This window comes from Deltaproteobacteria bacterium (assembly GCA_009930495.1).
Lineage (GTDB): Bacteria > Desulfobacterota > Desulfovibrionia > Desulfovibrionales > Desulfomicrobiaceae > Desulfomicrobium.
Genome location: RZYB01000023.1, coordinates 1 through 23286, shown reverse-complemented (window position 1 = coordinate 23286; position 23286 = coordinate 1). Strand labels below are relative to the sequence as shown.

15 protein-coding genes are annotated in these 23286 nt (G+C 62.1%); 1 reads left to right on the top strand and 14 read right to left on the bottom strand.

Translation table 11 applies throughout. The features are described 5' to 3' along the window. Nucleotides 1–117 precede the first annotated feature (117 nt). From EOL86_03940 to EOL86_03905, 8 genes are all read right to left on the bottom strand, one after another. A complete protein-coding gene (locus EOL86_03940; protein NCD24733.1) occupies nucleotides 118–1083 on the bottom strand; it encodes a sulfite exporter TauE/SafE family protein in 966 nt (321 codons plus the stop codon). Further along, nucleotides 861–1583, bottom strand: coding sequence for an MBL fold metallo-hydrolase (locus EOL86_03935; protein ID NCD24732.1), 723 nt, complete (start codon nucleotides 1581–1583; stop codon nucleotides 861–863). The genes EOL86_03940 and EOL86_03935 overlap by 223 nt, the downstream gene beginning before the upstream one ends. A gap of 355 nt (nucleotides 1584–1938) precedes the next feature. Then, a complete protein-coding gene (locus EOL86_03930; protein NCD24731.1) occupies nucleotides 1939–4827 on the bottom strand; it encodes an EAL domain-containing protein in 2889 nt (962 codons plus the stop codon). 3 nt (nucleotides 4828–4830) lie between these two features. Continuing rightward, on the bottom strand, nucleotides 4831–5889 hold the full coding sequence (locus EOL86_03925; GenBank protein NCD24730.1) for a spermidine/putrescine ABC transporter substrate-binding protein: 1059 nt from the start codon (nucleotides 5887–5889) through the stop codon (nucleotides 4831–4833). A 195-nt stretch (nucleotides 5890–6084) separates the two neighbouring features. Further along, entirely contained in the window at nucleotides 6085–7110 is a 1026-nt protein-coding gene (locus tag EOL86_03920; GenBank protein ID NCD24729.1) for a diguanylate cyclase, read from the bottom strand. Beyond that, nucleotides 7107–7691 (bottom strand): chemotaxis protein CheB, encoded by a 585-nt coding sequence (locus EOL86_03915; protein NCD24728.1) that lies wholly within the window; start codon nucleotides 7689–7691, stop codon nucleotides 7107–7109. The genes EOL86_03920 and EOL86_03915 overlap by 4 nt, the downstream gene beginning before the upstream one ends. Continuing rightward, nucleotides 7688–8530, bottom strand: coding sequence for a protein-glutamate O-methyltransferase CheR (locus tag EOL86_03910; GenBank protein ID NCD24727.1), 843 nt, complete (start codon nucleotides 8528–8530; stop codon nucleotides 7688–7690). The genes EOL86_03915 and EOL86_03910 overlap by 4 nt, the downstream gene beginning before the upstream one ends. Beyond that, a complete protein-coding gene (locus EOL86_03905) occupies nucleotides 8527–12624 on the bottom strand; it encodes a response regulator (GenBank protein ID NCD24726.1) in 4098 nt (1365 codons plus the stop codon). Before EOL86_03905 ends, EOL86_03910 begins: the two co-directional genes overlap by 4 nt. Nucleotides 12625–13170: 546 nt before the next feature. On the opposite strand from EOL86_03905, the gene EOL86_03900 reads away from it, so the two are divergent. After that, nucleotides 13171–14868 carry a pyridine nucleotide-disulfide oxidoreductase gene (locus EOL86_03900; protein ID NCD24725.1) on the top strand — a complete coding sequence of 566 codons (1698 nt, stop codon included), beginning with the start codon at nucleotides 13171–13173 and terminating at the stop codon, nucleotides 14866–14868. A 213-nt stretch (nucleotides 14869–15081) separates the two neighbouring features. Here the strand turns inward: EOL86_03900 and EOL86_03895 are convergent, their stop codons facing one another. The 6 genes from EOL86_03895 to EOL86_03870 form a co-directional block, all read right to left on the bottom strand. Further along, nucleotides 15082–18384: a transporter substrate-binding domain-containing protein gene (locus tag EOL86_03895; protein NCD24724.1), complete on the bottom strand. Its 3303-nt coding sequence runs from the start codon at nucleotides 18382–18384 to the stop codon at nucleotides 15082–15084. Then, on the bottom strand, nucleotides 18356–19636 hold the full coding sequence (locus EOL86_03890) for a response regulator (GenBank protein NCD24723.1): 1281 nt from the start codon (nucleotides 19634–19636) through the stop codon (nucleotides 18356–18358). Before EOL86_03890 ends, EOL86_03895 begins: the two co-directional genes overlap by 29 nt. Beyond that, on the bottom strand, nucleotides 19626–21593 hold the full coding sequence (locus EOL86_03885; protein NCD24722.1) for a PAS domain-containing sensor histidine kinase: 1968 nt from the start codon (nucleotides 21591–21593) through the stop codon (nucleotides 19626–19628). The genes EOL86_03890 and EOL86_03885 overlap by 11 nt, the downstream gene beginning before the upstream one ends. Then, nucleotides 21590–22198, bottom strand: a complete 609-nt coding sequence (locus EOL86_03880) for a TetR/AcrR family transcriptional regulator (protein ID NCD24721.1) — start codon at nucleotides 22196–22198, stop codon at nucleotides 21590–21592. Before EOL86_03880 ends, EOL86_03885 begins: the two co-directional genes overlap by 4 nt. 166 nt (nucleotides 22199–22364) lie before the next feature. Then, entirely contained in the window at nucleotides 22365–22991 is a 627-nt protein-coding gene (locus tag EOL86_03875) for a LysE family translocator (protein NCD24720.1), read from the bottom strand. Between the two features lie 127 nt (nucleotides 22992–23118). Continuing rightward, on the bottom strand, nucleotides 23119–23286 hold a 168-nt coding region (locus EOL86_03870), incomplete at its 5' end, for a trehalose-binding protein (protein NCD24719.1).

Genomic DNA, 23286 nt, shown 5'->3' with positions numbered 1-23286 from the left:
TTGTCTGTTGTTCCACAGAAATATGCGTTCATTTTGGGCATCGTCAAGGCAAAAAAGTTAGATCTGATAAATTTTATTTTTTTCTGTGAAGAATTCGAAGGCGTTCTTGGGCCGAAATCATCCCGTGCCGGGTTGAATCCATCCCAGAACGGGCTTTCCCAGACTGAGCAGTCCCATCAACAAGAGCATGTAACAGACCGCCTTGCGGTAGGTTTCGGCGGACATGCCGCCGTACCAGCGGGTGCCCAGCCAGACGCCAATGACCAGAGCCGGTGCCGACGCGAGGAAAAAGCGCAGGACCCGAGGGCTATGGAGGCCGGACAGGAAATGCGCGGCCACGATGCCCACCCCGCTGATCAGGAAAAAGGCGAGCAGGGTGGCCTTGATCTCGCCTTTGGACCAGGGCTGGAGCGATGCGTAGGCGACCACGGGCGGGCCACCCGCGCCAATGGCGCCATTGAGCCAGCCGGAAAAAAATCCGGCGGCCAGGCAGCTCCACGTGCCCAGGGGACGGATTCGGCCCTTGCTGCGCAAGGAAAAGATGGAAAAAGCCAGGGTCAAGGCGCCGAGCACGGCGCTTAGCGTCAATGGGGAAATGGTGCGCAGGGCGTGGATGCCCAGAATCAGCCCTGGCAAGGAGGCGATGGTGAATAGACCGGCCGGTTTCCAGAGGACGTTGCGCCGCAGTTCCGGGAGCATCTGCAGGTTCATGGCCATGGCGACCAGGCAAATGAGGGGGACTGCCTCGGTCATGGGCAGGATCAGGGCCAGCAGGGGCAGGGCCACCAGGACAGATCCAAACCCGGTCAGGCCTTGGACGATGCCGGCGAGGCAGACGATCATAAGGACAAGGGTCAGGGTCATACCAATCCCCGGTTGAGAAGATTCTCCTGATGAGCGCGGGCATAGAATGCCGTCACCGCGGGCATGGCCATTGGGTGCCCCAGGCGTAGGCCGTCGAGATAGACCACGGTCCGGTCCAGCAGTTCCACGCCGCCCACGGGCCCATGGCTGGGAATAACGCGCAGTCCTGGCTGGTCGCGCCAGGAGTTCAGACCATCGATCCAGCGGTCCAGATCGCATGTCGCCGGCACGCAGGGGCAGGGCCACTCCACCGTGTCTCCGGCCAGGAGCAGATTTGCTTCCGGCAGGAAGGCCACGAGGCTGTCCTTGGTATGGCCGGGCAGATGATGGAGCTGGACGGTCAGTCCGCCCAGATCCACGTCCAATTCGTTCTCGAAGGTCAAAACCGGCGGCACGAGTCTGACCTCGTCCCATTTGCCGGGCTGGTCGCGCTGGAATTCGGCCAGGGTGCGGGGGACATCCGTTTCAAAGCGCAGGCGGCAGTGGCGGTGGGCAATGACGGGGATGGCCGCGTCAAAGGCGGCCGTGCCCCAGATGTGATCCCAATCGGCATGGCTGTAGGCGATGAAGGTCGGACACTCGGCCTGGATTTCGCGTAGTCCGGCCATGTCGCGCGGATGGGTCAGGGTGTCCCAGATCAGGCAGGACCGCGTTCCCCGGATCAGGGCGGCCCGGACCGAGAACTCGTCGAGGGTGATTTCGTGCAGATGAATCGGCATGGTTGGGCTGTACGGATATTTGGGCGCGTCGTGAAGGGGAAACTGTTGCTTGCGTCTAGGAATGTTTCACACGATATGGGCCTTGTTTGGCAACGCATGGTCGGTCTTTGTTTGAGTCTTGAGCACTGTATCATCACCATAAAGAAACATTGCGTCTGGCGATGGGCGTGGCTTATGGATCAAAAAAAGTGGTGATGCGGCCGGAATCATGGCTGCTGGAGGGCGCGGAACCATTTCCTTGCCGGGTGGACCCGGCGCTGCTATGCGGAAGCCAACGATTGATCAATCCATTATGCGTGCCGGCCATGGGGGCCGTCATGCACGGATCCATGCTTGGAATGATCAATCGTTTTTTTTATGTCCGTTGGTTGGCGCCAAGGTGCCCGTTGGTGTTTTGTCCAGGTTCTGTCCGCGCGAGTTCCAAGGCCGCGCGGGCGAAGTTCAGGGCCTTGTCCTCGGGCAGGGGGCGGGCGAAGTGGTATCCTTGGTACAGGTCGCAGCCCATGGCCTGGAGATGGGCCAGGTGGGCCGGTGTTTCCACGCCCTCGGCGATGACGCCCATGCCCAAGGTGTGCCCGAGTTGGCGGATGGCCTGGACGATGGCCAGGCTTTCGGCGCTGTCCAGAATGTGGCTGACGAAGCTCCGGCTGATTTTCAGATAGTTGAGAGCCAGGCTCTGGATATAGGCCAGGGAGGAATACCCCGTTCCGAAGTCGTCCACGGACAGGGTGATGCCCAACTGCCGGAGCTTGCCCAGGGTTTCCATGGGCTGGGCCAGGTGCTTCATGAGCGCGGTCTCGGTCAGTTCCAACTTGAGGTGCCCAGTGGCGACGCCTGTCTGACGGATGGTATTTTCAACCTTGGCCGCGAAATTCGTCTGTCCCAGCTGGCGGCCGGAAATGTTCACGGACATGACCAGCTCGGCGTTCAGTTCACGGTTCAGGCGCGTGATGGCTGCGCACGCTTCCTGAAGGATCCATTCTCCCAGGGGATGGATAATGCCCACTTCCTCGGCCACGGGGATGAACTTGTCTGGCGCCACCCGGCCGCGTACCGGATGCTGCCAGCGAACAAGGGCCTCGAATCCAAAAATGCGGTTGTCGCCGTGCATGATGGGTTGATATTCCAGAAAGAATTCACGCAAACCCAATGCCTGACGCAGATCGTTTTCCATGTTCAGCAGATCCACGGCCCGATTCATGAGGCGTTTGGTGAAGACCTTGAAGCAATTGCGCCCACTTTCCTTGGCCCAGTGCATGGCGATGTTGCCGCGCTGGATGATCTGCTCCGCGTTGTTATCCCCGCTTTCCCCAAGATAGAGCCCCAGACTGGCCGAGAGCTGGTATTCCCGGTCCTCGATGAGGAACGGCTGCTTGATGGCCTCGTGCAGGCGGCGGGAGATGGCGATGGCGTTGCCGGCAGATTCCAACCCGTCGAGGATGATCAGGAACTCGTCGCCGCCATACCGGCAAACCGTGTCCGTTTCGCGGACGGCGACCTGGAGCCGCCCGGCGATGAGACGCAGCAGCTCGTCGCCCACGGCGTGCCCCTGGCTGTCATTGATGACCTTGAAGCGGTCCATGTCCACGAAAAGAAGGGCAAAGGCGTGTTCGGGATTTCGGCGCTGTCTGGCCAGGGCCTGCTCCAGGCGGTCCTGGCACAAGGCGCGGTTGCCCAAGGATGTCAGAGGATCGTGCAGGGCCATGTGTCGGAGTTGTTCCTCCATGGCCTTGCGCTGGCTGATATCCAAAACGGTCAGAATCCATTCCCCACCCGACGGGGCGAAGCGAAGCAGAACCTGAACCTTGCCACCGTCCCGCCGTTTCCATTCGGTTTCCAGGGAGGATGCCGATTCCAGATTGATGACGGCCCTGGTCGTTGGCGTGGTGGTCATGGCGGATTTGAGATCCTGGTACTGCTCCTCGCTGGCCATGAGCTGGGCCAGGGGCAGGCCGTCCAGATCACTCATGGGGTACCCGGTCAGGAGCAGGAGGTGGATGTTTGGCCGGCGCAGACAGAAGTCCTGGCAGATGGCGATACCGATGGGCGCTGTGTTGAACAGGTTCTCCAGCTCGGTCTGTTTTTCGGCCAGGGCCTTTTGCGCCAGGGCGCGTTCCGTGACTTCCTGCTGAAGGTTGGCGTTGGCCAGACGCAGATGCATGGAGCGTTCCTGGACCATTTTTTCCAGGTTGTATTGGTGCTCCAAGAGAACCCGTCGCGAGTCCTGGAGCTCTCGGGCGCTCTGGGTCAGGGCCCGTCCCAGATCCCCGATTTCGTCCGTCCCCAGATTGTCGAGGGCGATGGTGAAGTTTTCGCCGCGCAGGGCGTGGGCCGCTTCGAACAGGCGTTCGAGGCGGCTGCTTAAATGGCGGCTGAAGAGAAAACCCAAGGCCGCCAGGGCGCATAGCGTCAATCCCAGAATCGCGTAGAGGCTGTGGTGCATGTCGGACAGCGTGGCGTACAGCACGGACTGGGGACGGATCAGAACCACGGACCAGGGATGCCCGGGGAGGGGGTGCACGGCCGCGGTCTGTTTGGTGCCGCCCACGACAAGATCCAGAATGGCGGTGGCCCGGGTCTGGACCATGTGGTTGATTTCGGCGATGGGAAATTCGGCCAGGATTTGCTCCGGCCCCGAGGTGGCCACGACATAGCCGCGATGATCGATGACCAGGGCCTGCCCCTGGCGGTTGAAGACACTGTTCATGACGGCCTGGAACGGGGCAAGGTCCAACTGGGCCAGGAGCACGCCGGTGACCGCCTCGGAACGGGACCGGATGGGCTGGGCCATGGTCATGATGACGCCCAGCGGATACAGGCTGGCGTGAATGTCGGATATGACCTTTTGACCCTGGAGCGCCTTGAGAAACCAGGTGTTTTGCTTCCATTCCCCCCGAAAACTGTATTTAGCCGAGGCCCGGACCTGCCCGGTGGGTTCCAGCACGTAAATATCCTGGAGGAGGGGGTGTAGGTTCAGGGTGTCGCGCAGGGCGTCGCGCAGTTCTTCCATGTCGGCGTTTTGACGCAGGGCCGGGAGCCGTTTCAGAAAATCGAGGCTGCTCTGGCCGTCGTGGAGAACGCGGTCCACCTCCTTGGCCACCTGGCTGGCCAGGGCGCGCAAGGGGGCGCGGCTGATTTCGCGCACCGAGTCGCGCAGAAACAGGAGGAAAAAGGCCACGATCATGACCACGGGCAGGACGCCGACGGCAAGCAGGGCCAGATTGATGCGACGGGCCAGGCGCATGGGTTATTTCCTGTTCAAGATGGACCAGAGTTCGGCTATCCGGGCCTCGATGGTGTCTTCCGCGCGAAAGGGCGGATAGTATTCACACCGGGCCAGGACATCCTGGGGTGGATAGATGTCCGGATTGCCCAGGACATCCTTGGGCTGCAATTTCCTGGCCGCCAGGTTCGGCGTCGGGGCGTGGAGCTCGGTGGACAGCTTGGCCATGACCTCGGGACGTTGCAGATAGTCGACGAAGGCCATGGCCAGATTCTTGTGGCGGCTGGCGCGGGGGATCACGAGTTTGTCGGTCCAGAGCATGCCGCCTTCCCGAGGCACGAAGTAGCGCAGGTCCGGGTTTGCTTCCCGGGCCAGGAGGGCGTCCCCGCTGTAGATCTGGGCGGCCCAGAGCTCGCCTTCGATCAAGAGGTCGACAATTTCCTGCACGGGCAGATAGCCGCGCAAAAGAGGCCGCTGCGCCAAAAGGGCGCGGCGCACGGCCTGGAATTCGGCCTCGGTGCGGGGCAGGATGCCAAATCCCAACATCTTGCTGGCGGCCGGGACGATTTCCTGGCCGTTGGGAAGCATGGCGATGCGTCCCGAAAGCGTTTCATCCCAGAGCACGTTCCAGGAATCGGCTTGGGGAACGTGTTTGGTGTTGACAACGATGCCCGTGGTTCCCGCCAGATATGGCACGTCATGCACGGGTCCGCCCGTGCCAGTCCGCGCCTGGGCCTCGACATGGACGGCGTTGGGGATCTTGGTCGGGTCCAGGGGGGCGAGGAGCTGGGCCATGGCCAGTTCCTCGGCCAGGGTGTTGCTGACCACGAGAATGTCGCCCTGAAATTCACTGGACTGGATCGCGCCCATCAGGACTTCCTCGTCCTCGAATATCCGGAGCTCGACGCGATGGCCGGTTTCCCGTTCAAAGCCGGTCAGGGCTTCCTGGGTGACGTAGGCGGGCCAGTTCCAGAAGACGAGGGTCGCGGGCTTGGGTTTGGACGCGGAGTCGGGCCCATCCGGCCCGCAGGCCGGCAGCAGGAGGGCAAGGAGAGCAAGGAGGAGGCGGGCTATCGGGCGCATGCGGTCTCCCGTGGGTTGGATTTTGGGCAATAGTAGCTGGTCGTGGCGAAGAAAACAAATGCCGCGAGGCCATGCGTGTTCCAAGCGCGCCGCGAACGTGCAAGAGTTCCGGACGCAGTGGCGCTCCCGAGGCTCCTTGGCGCATGCCGTGGGCGCGAATGCTTCCAGGGGTGGACATGTCCCAAAAAAACGGGGTCAGGCCAGAGGGGTGACGCAGGTATCCGGGGTGCACTGCTCCGTGACGACACGGTTTCGGCCGGCTTGCTTGGCCCGGTAGAGGGCTTGGTCGGCGGCCTGGATCAGGTCCACGGGGTCGCAACCCGGCGCCGGGATGACCGCGCTCACTCCGAGACTGATGGTGACCACGGGGGCGATGGGCGAGGCCGCATGGTCGATGGCCAGATTTTGAACCGTGGCCCGCATGGTTTCGGCGATGTGCTTGGCTCCTTCCAGGGCCGTTCCGGGCAGGATGGCCGCGAATTCCTCGCCACCATAACGGGCCGCGAGATCGGCGGGCCGTTTGAGCAGGCCTGCCAGGGCGCCGGCCACGAGCTTCAGGCAGCGATCGCCATCGATATGCCCGTAGTGGTCGTTGAAGCGTTTGAAATAGTCCACGTCCAGGAGAACCAGGGACAGGGGGCGCTGCTCGCGGGACAGGCGGTTCCATTCATGGGACAGGGTTTCGTCGAACTGGCGGCGGTTGGGAATGCCGGTCAATCCATCGAGCGAGGAAAGGAGCTGCAGTTGCCGGTTTTTTTCCTCCAGTTCGGCCTGGAGGGCTTCCAGTTCCAGGATCTTGGCGCCCAGTTCTCGGGTTTTGGCCAGCAGGGCCTGCCGCTGGCGGTGGATTTCCAGAAAGATATAGACCTTGCTCAGGAGACGCTGCGGGTCCAGGGGTTTGAACAGATAGTCCACGGCTCCGGAGTCGTAGCCCCGGAACAGGTTGCTGGGATCGGTGTGGTTGGCGGTGACGAAAATGATCGGAATGTGCTTGGTGCGGGTATTGCCACGCATGAGCTCGGCGGTCTCGAATCCGTCCATTTCCGGCATGTGCACATCCATCAGGGTCAGGGCGAAGTCATGGTCGAGCAAGAGGCTCAGGGCTTCCTGGCCGGACGTGGCTCGGATGATGTCCAGATCCGGGCTTTCCAGGATATTTTCCAGGGCGATCAGATTTTCTACCCGGTCGTCGACGATGAGGATTTCCTGGCGGTTGGTCATGGAATGTCTTTGAGCAAACGGTTGAGGTGGCGCGCGATGTCCTGGAGGCTCAGGACGTAATCCACGGGTGTCGCCGTCAGGGCGGCCTGGGGCATGGCCTGGGCCTTGGCCGTCGAGGGATCCTGGACCATGGCCACGCCACCGAGCTGCTTGATGCGGGCCAGACCTTTGGCTCCGTCCTGATTGGCTCCGGTCAGGACGACGCCGATCAGGTCGGCGCCAAAGGCGTCGGCCGCCGATTCGAACAGGACATCGATGGACGGTCGGGAAAAATTGACCCGTTCTCCGGCGCACAAGGACAGCGTTTCATTCGCCTCGACCAGGAGATGGTAGTTGGGCGGTGCCACGTAGACAACCCCGGCCATGAGGCTTTCCTTGTCCTCGGCTTCCTTGGCCCGGAGCCGGCAATGCTCGTCGAGATACGTGGGCAAGAAGGAATCGGAATCCGGGGACAGATGCTGGACGATGAGGATGGGCACGGGCAGGCCGGCTTCGAGGCCTCCCAGGACAATGCGCAGGGCTTCCATGCCTCCGGCCGAGGCGCCGATGACCACGGCCTTGAAGCGTTGGGTGGCGGTCATGATACGGCCGTCCTTTTTTTGCGATAGATTTTTTCTTTTTCCCGCACCGGTTCGAACAGGTCGGCGAGGGCGGAAAACTTGAGGCTTTCCTTGGAGCCCAGGCAGAGAAATCCGCCCGGTCCCAGGCTGTTGGCGAAAAGTTCGAGGACCCGGTCCTGCAGGGCCCGATCGAAGTAGATGAGCACGTTGCGGCAGACGATCATGTTCATTTCCCCGAACACGCCGTCGGTGACCAGATTGTGCTCGGAAAACAGAATCCGCGTCCGCAGGAAATCGGCCACCACCGCGTGTTTGTCCCGGGTCGTGTAGTAGTCGGCAAAGGAGTTCCCGCCGCCGGCTTTTTGATAGTTGGCCGTGTAGGTCTTGATGGCGTCCAGGGGGTAAACCCCTTGCCGGGCTTGTTCGAGAATGTCCCGATTGAAGTCCGTGGCGTAGATCTGGACCCGCTCCCGCAAGCCCGTCTCGTGCAGGAGGATGGCCAGGGAATAGACTTCCTGCCCGGCCGCGCATCCCGCGTGCCAGACGCGGAAAAACGGATAGGTGCCGATCAGGGGCAGCACGTCCTCGGCCAATGCCCGGTAAAAGGGCGGATCGCGGAACATTTCCGAGACATTGATGGACAGGTCGCGCAGGAAGGCCTGGAACATGTCCGGATCGTGGAGCACGGCGTGCTGGAGGTGGGAAATGGATTCCAGGCCGGACATGGTCAGACGGTAGTCCACCCGCCGTTTGAGATGGGCCAGGGAATAGTTGCGGAAGTCGTAGCCGTATTTCAGGAACACGGCTTCGAGCAACAGGCGCAACTCGATGCGTTCGGTTTCCGGATGGAGCGTGCTCATTTTCCGTACAACCAGACCTTGAGCAGGGACACGAGCTTGTCCGTGTCCACGGGTTTGGGCAGGTATTCGTTCGCGCCGGCCTCGATGCACTTGTTCTTGTCGCCCTTCATGGCCTTGGCCGTGAGGGCGATGATGGGCAGTTCCCGGTGCTTCGGATTCTTGCGGATCTCGCGCATGGCCTCGTACCCGTCCATGTTCGGCATCATGATGTCCATCAGAACCAGGTCGATGCGCGGATTTTCCGCCAGTTTGGCCAGACTTTCAAGACCATCGCGGGCGACCACGACATTGAGTCCCTTTTCCTCCAGCACGTTGGACAGGGCAAAGACGTTGCGCATGTCGTCGTCCACGAGAAGGATGGTCCGTCCGGCCAGGTTCGATTCGCCCGTGGCCTCCGCCGTGGACGGGCTGGCGCCGGTGGCCGTATGGTTTTCCTTGACCCGGTGCAGGAACAGGGTGGTTTCCTCCAGGAGCCGCTGCGGCGAGCGCACGCCCTTGACGATGATGCTCTCGGCGTACTTCTTGAGGCGCATTTCCTCTTCTTCCGAGAGCTCGCGTCCGGTGTGGACCACGATGGGCAGACGCGGCGGGTTGGTGCTGGTGCGCAGGGTGCGCAGGATGTCGAATCCGGACATGTCGGACAGGCCGAGATCCAGAATCATGCAGTCAAAGGACTGCTCGGCCAAAAGGTCCAGGGCTTCCCGGCCCGAGGACGCGGTGACGATGTCCACGTCTTCCGTGCCGATCAGGGTACGGATGGATTCGCGCTGGAGCTGGTCGTCGTCGACCACCAGCAGCCGCTTGAGCGGGCGGGAGACAAAAGCCTTGATGTGCTCGAAGGTTTCCTGGAGTTTTTCGACATCCACCGGCTTGGTCAGAAATCCGATGGCTCCCTGGCGCAGGGCGTCCATGCTGCTGTCCTCGGCCGAGATGAAATGGATGGGAATGGGGCGCGTGCGGGGTTCGCTCTTGAGTCGCTTCATCACCTCCCAGCCATTGATGCCGGGAAGTCCGATGTCCAGGATGATGGCGCAGGGATGATGGAAATCGGCGAAATGCAGACCGGTTTCCCCGTCGTTGGCCAGCAGGGCCTTGAACCCGGCCTCGCGGGCCTGATCGCGCAGAATACGGGCGAAATGCGGATCATCCTCGACGATCAGGATGACCTTGTCGTCTGGGTTCAGGGCATGGCGGTCGTCCTTGATTTCCACCAGCTCCGGAGCTTTTGGCGCCGGTGCCGGTGCCGGAGTCGTGGGCGGGGCGCTTTCGGGTTCGGCTTTTTTGGGTTCCACATGTCGTGGCGCTTGTTCGCCGGCGGCTTCGCTGGCGTGGACTTCCGGCAGGAACAGGGTGAAGGTCGAGCCTTCGCCCTCGGCGCTTTGGAGCTGGATTTCCCCGCCCAGGAGACGGGCCAATTCGCGTGAAATGGACAGGCCCAGGCCCGTGCCGCCGTATTTGCGGCTGGTGCCGCCATCGGCCTGGCGGAAGGCTTCGAAAATGGTGGCCTGTTTTTCCTTGGGAATGCCGATTCCCATGTCCCGGACGGCCAGGGCCACGGACGAGGCCGGGTCCAGACCGCTCGCCCCGAGGTTCGCGTCCGGAGCCGGGCGGGAGATGGTCAGGGTCACGCTGCCCTTGTCCGTGAACTTGAAGGCGTTGGAGAGCAGGTTGCGCAGGATCTGTTGGACGCGGTGGCCGTCCGTGCGCAGGCTGTCCGGCAGGTCCGGCGCCATGTCCACGATGAATTCCACGCCCTTGTCCACGGCCACGCCCTTGAAGACCCGCCGCAGGTCGGCGACCATGCCCGAGAATGGCATGTCCTCGAGATGCAGCTCGACCCGTCCGGCCTCGACCTTGGACAGATCCAGGATTTCATTGATCAGCTTGAGCAGGTCCGATCCCGAGGCATGGATGGCCTTGGCCGACTCGATCTGTTTCTCGCTCAGATTGCCATACTTGTTCTGCCCAAGAAGCTGGGACAGGATAAGAATGGAATTGAGGGGCGTGCGCAATTCGTGGCTCATGTTGGCCAGAAACTCGGATTTGTAGCGGCTGGCCGCCTCCAGTTCCTGGGCTTTGAGCTTGAGTTGTTCCTGAGCCCGCAGCAGTTCCTTGTTCTTTTTGCGGATGGCGTCTTTTTGTTCCTCCAGTTCCGTGGCCCGTTCGCCGAGCTTGTCGTTGGCGAATTGCAATTCATCCTGCTGCTCCTGCAGCCGGGATTCGGATTCCTTCAGGGCCTTGGTCTGTTCGGCCAGTTCCTCGTTGGTGACCTGCATCTCCTCCTGCTGGGCCTGGAGTTCGGCCTGGGATTCCTTGAGCATTTTGGTCTGTTCTTCCAATTCCTCGTTGGCCACGCGGAGCATTTCCTGCTGCTCCTGCGCCCGGCGCAGGAGTTCCGAGATCACTCCCCGGGACGAGGCCGCGTTGAAGAGGATGGCCGCGTTTTCCACGGTTTGCTCGACAAGCTGGCGTTGCAGCGGGGTGAACGGCGCTTCGCTGCCGATGAGGAAGGCGCCCACGGGCTTGGATTCAAACAGAAGCGGCGCGGCCAGGAAATGGGCCGGGACGTTTTCGTCGACGCCGAAATTGTAGCGTGGCGCGTCCTCGGTGACGCGGGCGAAGGTCAGGATCTGTCCTTCCAGCACGGCCTGTCCGACCAGCCCCTCGCCGGGGCGGACGCGGGTGAAGTGGCCGCTGCGGTTGGTGAAGGCGTAGGACGCGGTCAGGACGAGCTCGCCGTCCTGCTGCAGGTAGACCAGTCCAAGCTGGGCACCCAGATATTTGGTCAGGTAAGTGATGAACATGCGGGCCAGATCGCGGGGATCGTGTTCGCCGCGCATGGCGTCGTCCAGGCCGGCCTTGCCTTCCCGCAGCCAGTTCATTTCGCGCAGGTTGCGGGCCATGAGGTTCAGGGATTTGGCCAGCATGCCCAGTTCGTCATCCTGGCGCAGCTCCAGACGGGCTTGCAAGTCGCCGGCGGAGATGGCTTCGGCGAAGCGCACGCCCTGTTCCAGGGGGCGGCTGATGCGCCGGGCCAGCTGGTAGGCGCCGGGGGCGATCATGGCCACGAGCAGGGCGCCGGTGGCGGAGATGGCCAGCAAAAAGGTCAGGATGGGGCGCAGCACCTCGGCCTGGTTGATCTTGGAAACGAGCATCCATTTGACGCCGAGCACGTCGAGGGTGTTGTAGGCGACCAGAACCGAGGTGCCGGTGCTGTCGTCGTACGTGCCGTCGCCGCCGTCGAAGCCCGCTGTCCTGGCGTCGTGCCAGTAGGACGGGCTTTTTTCCAGCGTGTAGCCGATGACATAGCGCCCCTGGCCCAAGGTCTGAATGTCGCTGCGCAGTTCGAAACGGCTTTCGTTTTCGTGCCAGCGCAAGAGATAGGATTCGCCGGATTCGCCCAGGCCCTGACGGGAAGGCATGATCTGGTTGATGAATTCCGCCGAGAGGCGGACGGCGATGATGCCGGCCACGTATCCGGTCGCGTCGCGCAACGGATACCCGATGAAGGCCGCCTGCTGGCCGTTGCTCGGGGCGTAGGGCGTGAAATCCTCGAAGACGATGTCCCGGGTTTTGATGGCCTTGGTCCAGAGCCGGCCCAGGGCCGAGGAATGGAATTGGCCCGTGGCCAGACTCGTGCCCAATTCCTGCTCCGGGTGGGCCGCGTACATGACATGCCCCTGCCGCCGGCTCAGGACGTACAGGTTTTGGAAGCCATTGGCCTGGATGAAGCGTTGCAGCTGGGCATCGTGGCGATCGCGGATTTTCAGGTATTCCGGGGTGTCCACCAGATAGGCGCGGTGCTCGGACGCATCCGCGTCGTCCTGGAGCAGGAGCAATTCCTCCAAAAATTTCTGGGCGTCCTTGCTGTTGGCCAAGAGCTCCAGGTTTCCCACTCGTTCGTCCAGGGCGGAATGGAGTTTGTCCCGTTTGATGGCCTGGATGGTCCGGAGCTGGTCAAAGGCCTGGTCGAGCAGGGCGGTGGACGCCGAATAACTGCCGATCAGGGCGACGATGGCCAGGGGCGCGATGCCGGTCATGATGAACAGGAACAGAAGTTTGGGCTTCATCCGGATATTGTCGAAAAACGTGATGTTGTCGAAGATCATGGTGTGTCCTGGATGCCTGGGGATTTTGACCGGTGACACGCCTGGTTGGCGCCAGGCCGTGGATGTGTCCGGAGGGGGTTACGTCATTTCCATGTTCATGGCAACGATCACGTCCGACAGGCGCTGCGTCTCTGGTTGTAATATCCTGAAATAAAATATTTAAGTTTGAAGAAAGGATGGCTGACGGCACCCCTCGTCCGCTTCGGACCAGGGAAGATTGTCCGACATATGTTTTGATTGTGAACAGTGTTTTGTCGTGATGTTTTTTTTATGAACACAACCGGGTCGTTTCGGCGGGCAGCCTGATGCCGGGAGTGTGATATTTACTTCTTTTTCCAATAAATTTTAGATTGTTATCGCCTTCAAGGGTGGCCCGCGGAATGGCCGTTCCTGCTGGCACGATCATCGCTATGCCTGTCCGTCATGGGCGGGCGCGACCTGGCAAAACGCCGCCATCCGTTCCCCCATGCCCTGTTCGTAACCATCGGGGCGCGCGCCATGCCGCGTTGTCCAATATTTCAAGGAGAAATCATGTCCCAGAAGCGTATCGTTGTTGTCGGAGGAACCGCCGCCGGACCCAAGGCGGCCGCCCGGGCCAAGCGGCTGGACCAGAACGCCGAGGTCATCCTGCTGCAGAAGGTGCCCGAGTTGTCCATGGCCTCGTGCGGCTATCCCTATTATGTGGCCGGGGATTTCAAGGAGCGGGAAAAGCTGCTGTGCACGCCGGCCGGCGTGGTCCGCGATCCGAATTTTTTCAACGGCGCCAAGGGCGTCACGGCCATGGTCGGAACCGAGGTGACCAAAATCGACCGCGCCGGAAAATATGTCTCCTGGACCCGTCCCCTGACCGGCGAGGCCGGGATGCTGCCCTATGACAAGCTCATCCTGTGCACCGGCGCCAGCCCGCGCGTTCCGCCCATTCCGGGCCGGGAACTGGCCGGCGTGACCACTCTCAATTCCCTGGCCGACGCCGACAATCTGCGCCACCTGGCCGAAAAAGGCCTGGCCCGTCGGGCGGTCATCGTCGGCGGCGGGCTCATCGGCATGGAAACCTGCGAGGCCTTGCTCAAGTCCGGACTGGACGTGACCGTGGTCGAAGCCGTGCCCCAGACCCTGGGCTTTTTGGACGCGGAGCTGGCCAAATTGGTCGAGAACCACGCCCGTTCCAAGGGCGCGAAAATTATCACCGGCGTCGGCATCGCGGCCCTGGAGGGCGAGAACGGCGCGGTCCGCGCGGCCCGGCTGGCCGATGACACGGTTTTGCCCTGCGATCTGGTCGTGCTGGCCATCGGCGCGGTTCCGAACTCGGCCCTGGCCCGCGACGCCGGCTTGGCCCTGGGCGTGGCCGGCGCCATCAGCGTCGATGAGTTCATGCGTACCTCGGACCCGGACATTTACGCCGCCGGCGACTGCATCGAGGTCCCCCACCGCATCACCGGACAGAAGGTGCACGCGCCGTTTGGCGATCTGGCCAACCTGGAAGGCCGCGTGGCCGGCGAGAACGCCGTGCTCGGCGATACGGTTCGTTTTCCCGGCACCATTGGCAGCGGCATCTGCAAGGTTTTTGATTTTGGCGCGGGCTCCACGGGCCTGTCCGAGCGTCGTGCCCGCGAGGCCGGCTTCGACGTGGTCACGGCCATCAACGCCAGCCCGGACAAGCCCGGATTCATGGGCGATGCCAAGCCGCTGGTGTCCAAGATGATCGCGGACCGCAAGACCGGGCGTATTCTGGGCTTTGCCTGCGTCGGTCAGGGCGAGGTCAACCGCCAGGTGGCGGAAATGGCCGTGGCCGTGGCCGCCGGCTGGACCGTGGACGAGCTGGCCATGGCCGATCTGCCCTATGCCCCGCCCTATTCCCAGGCCATCGATCACGCCATCGCCACGGCCCACATCCTGCAGAACAAGATGCGCGGGCTGATGACCGGGGTTGTCAGTCTGGAAGTCAAGGAGCGCCTGGACGCGGGCAGGAAGATCTATCTGCTCGACGTGCGCGGTCCGTCGGAGTTCGAGGAAATGCGGCTGGGCCTGGGCGAGGCGCTCATCCCTCTGGGGCAGTTGCGCGAGCGTCTGGATGAGCTGCCGGCGGACAAGGACACCGAGATCGTGCCGTATTGCAAGGTGTCCATGCGCGGCTACGAAGCCCAGCGCATTCTGGAGGCGGCCGGGTACGCCAACGTGGCGGTCATGGAAGGCGGCCTCATGGCCTGGCCCTTTGAACGGGAAAAATAGCCGGCCGGGATTTGATTGGCATAAAGCGGAAAAGCCTCGCGGTTTTTCCGCTTTTTTGCGTTCCGGGCGAACATCCAAAAGCCATGTCCAGGGGATGCCTTGGCCTTGTTTGGTGCATGAACCACGGCATGTGGCCGTCTTTCGCGCAAAGCCCGAATCATCCCAGGGCCGTCCGTGCTCCCAGGGATGATTCGTCTTGAAACGTAAATGACATTACATGTGGTTTTGGGGATGGAATTTTCGGATAACCGCCGCGAGCTCGGCCTTGGTCACGGGCTTGGTCAGATAGCCATCCATGCCGGCGGCCAGGAACGTCTCCCTGTCCCCACGCATGGCATGGGCGGTCAGGGCGATGATGGGGATATTTTTTTTGTCCCCGAGGTCGCGCGACGATCTGATGGCCCGCGTGGCCTCGTCGCCGGTCATGACCGGCATCTGGATGTCCATGAGGATGCAGTCGAAATCCTGTTCGGTCAGGCGCGCGATGGCCTCTTGGCCGTTTTGGACCGTGGTCACCGTGTGCCCGGCCTGCTCCAGGATTTTGGAGGTGGCCAGTTGGTTGCAGGCATCGTCTTCGGCCAGGAGGATGCGCAAGCCCGGCCCGGAGGGGATTTCCTGGCCTGAAGTGGCCGCGTCCCGGATCTGGCTTGCGGGGAGCGTGAAGGGCAGAACCACGCCGATCGTGGTTCCTTCCCCGGGCATGCTGTCGAGAAAAATATCGCCGTGCATCAGCCCGACGAGCCGGTGCACGATGGACAAGCCCAATCCGGCCCCCTGGTACGGGCGGGTCATGGACCCGTCGGCCTGGACAAAGGGCTTGAACATCTCCCGGATTTTGCCCCCGGGGATGCCGATACCCGTGTCCTCGACCACGAACAGGACGCGGTGCGCGTCGCTTTTGTTTGGCGCCAAGGCCCACATTTCCAGCCGGACCGATCCCACGTCGGTGAATTTCAGGGCATTGCCCACCAGATTGAACAGGATCTGGCGACTTCTGGCCTCGTCGCCGACGAGAATTTCCGGAATGTCCGGATCGACGGCAAGTTCCAGGTCCAAGCCTTTTTCCCGCGCCAGGATCGAAAAAAGCTCCACGACCGACTGGCCGAGTTCGCGTGGCTGGAACGGGGCCTTGACGATGGTCATGGTGCCGGCGTCGATCATGGACAGGTCGAGGATGTCCGACAACAGGCGGGTCAGTCGCTTGGCCGAGTGGATGGCCAGACCCGTGTAATGGGCCTGTTCCTCGGACAGCGGCGTGCTTTCCAGGAGCTGCATCATGCCCAGGATGCCGTTGATCGGGGTGCGGATTTCATGGCTCATGTTGGCCAGGAATTGGCTCTTGGTTTTGTTGGCCGCCTCGGCCTGCTCCTTGGCCTGGAGGAGATTCGCCTCGTAGTGCTTGCGGCTCGTGATGTCGCGGATGATGACGGTGGCTTTCATCCTACCGGATTTGCCTTGGAAGATGGCCGAGCTGACCTCGGCCATGAACCGTGAACCATCGCCCCGGACCATGATCAACTCGCCCCGGGCCCGACCGTGTTGCGCTCGCTTTTCGATCAAGCGGGCCTGGTCCGGGTCCGTGCTGTCGGTCAGGTGTTCGCGACCGCGCCGGCAGATTTCCGCCTCGTCGAGACCGAACATCTCGCAGGCCGCGGCATTGGCGGCGTGGATGGAGCCGTTGGGTTCCGTCAGAAGGATGGCGTCCAGGCTGTTTTCGAAGAAGGAGCGGTATTTTTCCTCGCTTTCCCGGAGCTCGCGGGTCTTGGCGCGCACCCGCCGGCGAAGCGTCCATGACCAGAGGGTGACCATGAGGAGCAAGACGACGAGGGGCACCAGGACAAAGGCGATGCCACGGATGATTTCCAGCATGCCCAAGGGCGGCGCTTCATGAACGCCCATCCATTTGTCGTGAATTTCGCGAAACCTGCCATTACTTTTGAGGATCTGGAGGCCTTCGTTGAATTGGGCCAGCAGGGCGCCCTGGCCTTGGGGCACGGCGAGGCAGAAATCGGCCGAGAGCATTGAGTTTTGTCCAATCCGCAAATTGTCCCAGCCGTCCTGCCCGATCCAGTAGCTGGCCGAAAGCCGTGCGATCAGGGCCACGTCGTGCCGGCCTTCGGCCAGTTCCTGGAGAATCGTCCGGGATGACTCGCGGATCACGGTTTGCTTTTCCAGGCCATTTTCCAGGACATAGTCATGCATGATGTCGGCTTGCTGAACCACGATTCGTTTTCCGGCCAGATCGGCCAGGGTCTGGGGCGGCTCGTCGTCATGGCGCACCACGGCCACGTAATGGATGGTTGTCAGCGGAACCGAAAAATCGAATGTATTGTCCCGTTCCGGCGAGTAGAGCATGCCCTGAATGGCGTCGATTTCCCCTTGCTTCAGGCGTTCCCGGACCACTGTCCACGGGGCCAGGCCGATCTGCATGTCCAGGTCGAGGGCGTGGGCCAAAGCCCGGGTCAACTCGACGGTATAGCCCGTTGGCTGCCCCTGGGTATCGAGAAACGAAAACGGCGGGTACTGGTCGTCTCCTTCCACGATGAGCCGGCGGTTGTAGGGCAGGGCCAGATGCCCGAACCATCTGGCGTGGAGCATGCGATGGGTGCCATCGGCGACGATTAGGGCCAAGCCTTCGTTCAAAAGAGACAGCAGGTCGCGGTTGCCTTCGCGCACGGCAAAGCAGAAATCCTGGCGGAAGCCCTCGATGGGCCGATCCAGGATACGCAGGTTGGCCAGATCGGCGTCCCGAATGAGGCGCAGGGCCACCAGTCGTGGGATGACGACGGCGTCGTGCCGCCCCTCGGAGAGTTCCCGCAAGGCCTGCTCGAACGTGGCGGTGGTCTGGATGGTGAATCCCCGGTCTTCCCGCCGCAGGAATTCCTCGACGTTGTCGCCGCGCATGACGGCCACTGCCCGTCCCCGAAGGTCGTTCAGACTTTCGATACCCTCGGTGCCGGCCCGGACCACGATGGCCCCATGCAGGGACATATAGGGCACGGTGAAATCGAACAGGCGCTCCCGTTGCGGGGTCCGACCCACCAGGGGCAGAACCTCGACCTCGCCCTGTTCGAGCCAGCCCCGGACTTCGGACCATATCCCGGTGCGGAAGGTGGCGTCCCGACCCATGGCCGCCAGACTGGCCCGCAGCAACTCGACCGCGAATCCGCTAGCCTGGCCATGGTTGTCGACGACGGAAAACGGGGGATAGTCGATTTCGGCGGCGGACAGGATGGGGCGCGGCTTTGGCTGTTCGGCGGCCAAGGTCGAAGTGCCGGCCAGGGCCATGATCAGGACCGACAGCGCCTGGAGCATAACCATGATTTTGTTCAGGGCGCCATCGATATCGTGGCGCCTGGCGGTTGGAATTTTGTTTTTGGCCTTGCCGGGTGGCTGGAGCGATTCGGCCGGCGGATTGGCGAGGGCGGCATTGTCCACGATAGGCGAGGCCTCGTCGGTCATTTTATCTCCATGGAATTTTTTGACGTTATGCTTGGGTTCGGTGTGTTTGGCCATGCCCCGGATTCCGAGGCGTTTGGAGGGTGCCCGCCAGCGGTCGGTGCCGGTTTCGCCATGCGTCGGTGATGGCGTTTTGCCACACGCAAACCGTGTCCGTCATCCCTTGGGCGGCGATGTATTCCTCATCCAGGGCCAGCGGGTGGTGACCAGTGTTTTTGATGTACATATCGTGCAGAAACACATTCACGCAGTGCAGAATGGTCGAGATCGTCCCGGCGTCTTCGTGACGGGACGGCTCGTGATGAGCGGCGATGGCGCGGACCACCGCATGGTCAAAGTCCCACAGGCCAAGGACATAGGCTCCGATTTCGGCGTGGGTCACGCCAAGCACGGCGCTTTCCGCCGCGACCAGGGGGATGTTTTCAGTCTGGGACTTGCGCAGGACGTGGATGTATTCATCCGGAACGCCTTCGTTGAGCACGATCTTGCCGAGGTCGTGGAACAGTCCGGCCAGGAACGCGTTTTTGACATCGTGTCCCTGGAGCCCTTCCCTTTTGGCGATGGTCCGGACCCAGCGGGCGACTTCCAGGCTGTGCGCCCAGAGCCGTTCCACGTTGAAGCCTGGGTATTTGGCCGGGTCCAGGGTTTTGAGGAGCTGTTGGTGCAGCACCAATCCCGTGAGCATGGTGACGCCCAGGATGGTCACGGCCTGACGGGGCGAGTCGATCCGGCGGGCCAAGCCGAAATAGGGCGAATTGACAATTTTAAGGAGGTCGGCGGTCAGTCCCATGTCCTGGGTGATGATGTCGCCCGCGGCCTGAAGCGTGAAGTTTTCCTTGCCGAGCTCGGCGCGGAGGTCGGTGTAAATTTTGGGGACCACGGGCAAGTGGGTCATTTTGTGGATCATGGTGCGCACGGAGCGGTTCATGTAGAGGTCGCGCAGGCGGCAGGTGGTTTGCACCGCGTTTACCAGGCGCTCGGCCGGGCAAGGGGTGGACAAAAGTTGGTGGGCGGATTGGAGCAGGCCGGACACGATGCCGTCCTCGGAGCGGGAGGTCAGGATGATCCGCAGGGTCTGGGGGCGGGCGTCCCGGATTTGGTCCATGAGCATGCACCCGGTCATGTCTGGCAGGTTGGCGTCGGACACGACCACGTCGCAGGCCTGGTCAGCCAGGATGGACAGCGCCTCCTGGCCGCTTCGGGCGAACAATACGGTCCATTTCGATTGTTGCCCGGTCAGCAGACGGGCCAGGCTGCGCAGCATGGATTCGTTGTCGTCGACAAACAGGACGCTTGGGTTACAATCCATGGTGCGGCTCCTGGGAACCGGGGGGCAGGCGCAGGATAAAGGTCGTGCCCTGGCCGTCCACGGTTTCGAATTCGAGGAGGCCGTTATGGCGGGTGACCACGGTGCGGTAGGCCAGATACAGCCCCTGGCCGGTGCCCTTGCCCACGGGCTTGGTGGTGAAAAAAGGTTCGAAGATGTGCTCCCGCGCGTGTTCGGGAATGCCGGTGCCGCTGTCTTGAATCTGGATTTCGACCCAGTTTTCGACCAGGCGGCTGATGATCCGGATTGTTCCCCGGGCATTGGTCCGGGCGTTTTTGTCGGCCACGGCGTGGGCCGCGTTGATGATCAGGTTGAGCAGCACTTGCCCGATTTCATGCACAAGGCAAGGGACAGGAGGCAGGTCCGGGGCAAGATCCGTGGTCAGCTCGGCCACGTATTTCCACTCGTTGCGGGACACGGTGACCGTGTCCTGGATCAGGGCGTTGAGATCGATGGGCTGGGTCTGGTCATGGCCGGGGTGGGCGAACTGCTTGACCGAACGCACGATGGCCGTGATCCGGTCCAGGCCCTGCATGGTTTCGGCGATGGCCGCCGGCAGCTCGCCAAGATGAAAGTCCAGTTGCAGATCCGCGTCGGCGGCCCGTCTTTCCGCGACGGCCACGGCCAGCTCCGGGTGGCTGGCGGCCGTGTCCAGCAGGACTGCGTGGCCCTTGATGGCCTGGGTGATTTTTTCCAGCGCGTCCTTGATGAACCACATGTTGTTCAGCACGTATTGGGCGGGTGTGTTGATTTCATGGGCGATGCCCGCCGCGAGCTGGCCGATGGCCTCCAGCTTCTGTGCTTGGAGCAGTTGGCTTTGAAGCATTTTATGCTCGTGGATATCCTGCACGAATCCTTCGAAATACATGGTTTTCCCGGCATCGTCGCGGACCAGCCGGCCTCCAAGCCGTGCCCAGAATACGGACCCATCGCGGCGTTTGAGCTGGATGTCGCGGCTGGGAATATATCCCTTCGCGATGCCTTCCCGGAGAAGATCGCCTCGGTCCCGGGGATGCAGGTACATCTGCGTGGCAATGTCCGTGTAGTACATGCGCATCGCCCCGGTGGATTGAAAGCCGAAGATTCGCGCCATGGCCGGGTTGAGGTTGAGGTAGGTGCCGTCAAGGGTGGCCTGAAAAATGCCTTCCTGGGCATGGTCGAAAATGCTTTTGTATTTGTTTTCCACGGCGCGCAGGGTTTCCTGGACGTCCTCCAGATGGGTCATGTCCCGCGCCACGAAAACATATCCCAACAATTTTTTTTCGGCGTTGGTCAGGGCGTTGCGGGTGATCAGGAATTTGCCGGCGATGTTGGGAAAGGACATCGGCGCGGCTTGCGCGCTGTCCGACATGGGGAGGCAGGTGACGCACCCGAGTACTTCGCGGCAGGTCCGGCCCACGATATCCCTGGGGGCGCGGCCCAGCTTGCGGGCCAGGGCTTTGTTGACGCGGAGCATGACGTTGCGCGGGTCCACGAAAAAGACCAGATCGGAAATGGTGTCGAATGTGCGCTCCAACTCGTCCTTGATACGGACAATCTGGGCGTGGGCCGCCTGTTCCTCGGTTTCATCCCGCAGGATCAGCGACAGCCCCGCGCCGTCGCCCGTGTCCGGCAGGCGGGTCAGGACAACCCGATAGATCTTGGACGTCGCCGGTTGGGAGATGGTTTCCCAGCGGCAGGAATTTGTGTCGGGGTCGTCAAGGGCGCGGCCGATAAAATCCGCCAGCCAGGGAAAGATGGCACCAATGGCCTGACCACAAAGTGTCCCCGGATCGTGGGCGGAATGTGATTCCGGACGACACGGGACAATGGCGCCGGGTGTCCGGGGAAGGTCAGAAGCCGCGTGGTTGGCGGCCTTGATCGTGCCGTCGGTGGCGATCAAAAAAGCGGGCGAGGACAGGTTGTCGAAAAAAGCGCGGTAGGTGGGCGTGTCGGTCATGGCCGTCCCTGCTGGCGGGTTGCCATGCGAGCCGTCGTGATGCCTGGGTCGGGGACAGAGCTGGAAAAAAAGTCAGCCACCCTGTCCAGGTTGATCAATTCCCGAAGCTTCGGGGACAATCGGGCGCGCTGGATTCCGTGCAGGGACGTGACGATGATGGTCGCGGTTTCCAGGGCTTGGTCCGCGGGGAGGACGGCGGCGAGGATCTCGCGGAGAATGTCCAGGATTTCCAGGGAAACAGTGTTGATGTCGTGGACGAAGCATGGGTCGCGCAAAATTTTGAACGGCGACTCCTGGTAAATCAGGCCATAGGCGTTGTCCGGATCGGAGGTGAAGGCCATGTAGTCGAGGACAAAGCGCCGTACTGCCGCCCTGGGGCCGTCCTGGATGTCAGGTGTCGCCATAAGACATTTTTTGAGAGCGGACATGGTCGCGTGGGCGGCTTCGAAGTACAGTTGCTCCTTGGTCGAAAAATAGTAGCGGACCAGCCCCTGGGCCACCCTCGTTTGACGGGCGATGAGTTCGATGCTGGTGCGTTCGTAGCCCTGTTCGGCAAAACACCGGGCCGCGACAGTACGAATTGCTATTTTCTTTTCTTTTTTCATGGGGTTGGGCCTGATATTTGTTTGTACATGCAAAATACATTTCTTTTCGGATCGCGGCAAGGGCGGAGGTGAAATTCGGGGGAAGGGCGGGAGAAGATGGGGCGGGAAGTGGATGGAAAACAGTGCCGGACAGGGACGGAGCGACACCGGTCCGTCCCTGTCCGGGCTAGCGTTCGGCCCAGGCCAGGCGCAGGCCAAGCAGGACGAGGATGGCGCCTGCCCCTTTGTGCAACCACGCGGACAGGGCCGGTCGGGCCGCGAGGCGGCTGTTGAGCAGGCCCGCGCCCATGGCCACCACTCCGAAGCCAAGCATGGTCAGGACGACAAAGGTCAGGCCGAGAATGAGCATCTGCAGGACCGGGCTGCCCTGGTCCGGACGCACGAACTGCGGGAAAAAGGCCAGGAAGAAGATGGCCACCTTGGGATTGAGGATGTTGGCCAGGATGGATTGGCGAAAAATAAGGGCCGAGGCCTTGTGTTCGCCGTTGCCGGACAGGAGCAGGCCGGGGTCGGCGCGCCACAGTTTGACGCCGAGGTAGATCAGATAGACGCCTCCGGCCAGCTTGACCAGGGTGAAGGCCGTGGCCGACGAGGCCAAGATCGCGGACAGGCCGCAGACCGCGAACAGGGTGTGGCCGATGTTGCCCAGGCTGAATCCCAGGGCGGCGGCCAGGGCGGCGGCGCGGCCCTGGGCCACGCCGCGCGTGAGCACGTAGATGATGTCCGGGCCGGGCGTGAAAATGAGCACCAGGGACGCGAGACTGAACAGGGCGAGTTGATCCAGGCTGACCATGATTCCTCCGGGGTTGATGCCCGGCGGATAATCGATGATCGACCAGGTCGCAAGGCGGGGGGATGGGCTTTACTTTTCCGAAGGAGTCATCCCGCCGGGTGGTTTTTCCGGCGGGATGGTGTGGATTTTATTTGGCGAAGCCGCATTTGGGGTAGGTGCAGACGTTGCAGTTCAGGCAGATGCCGCCTTCGGCCAGACGGGCCAGGTCGCGCCGGGAGGGATGCAGGCCGGCCAGAAGCCGGGGCAGAAGCACGTCCAGGCTGGTGGTTTTGTGGAACAGGGCGCAGGCCGGCAC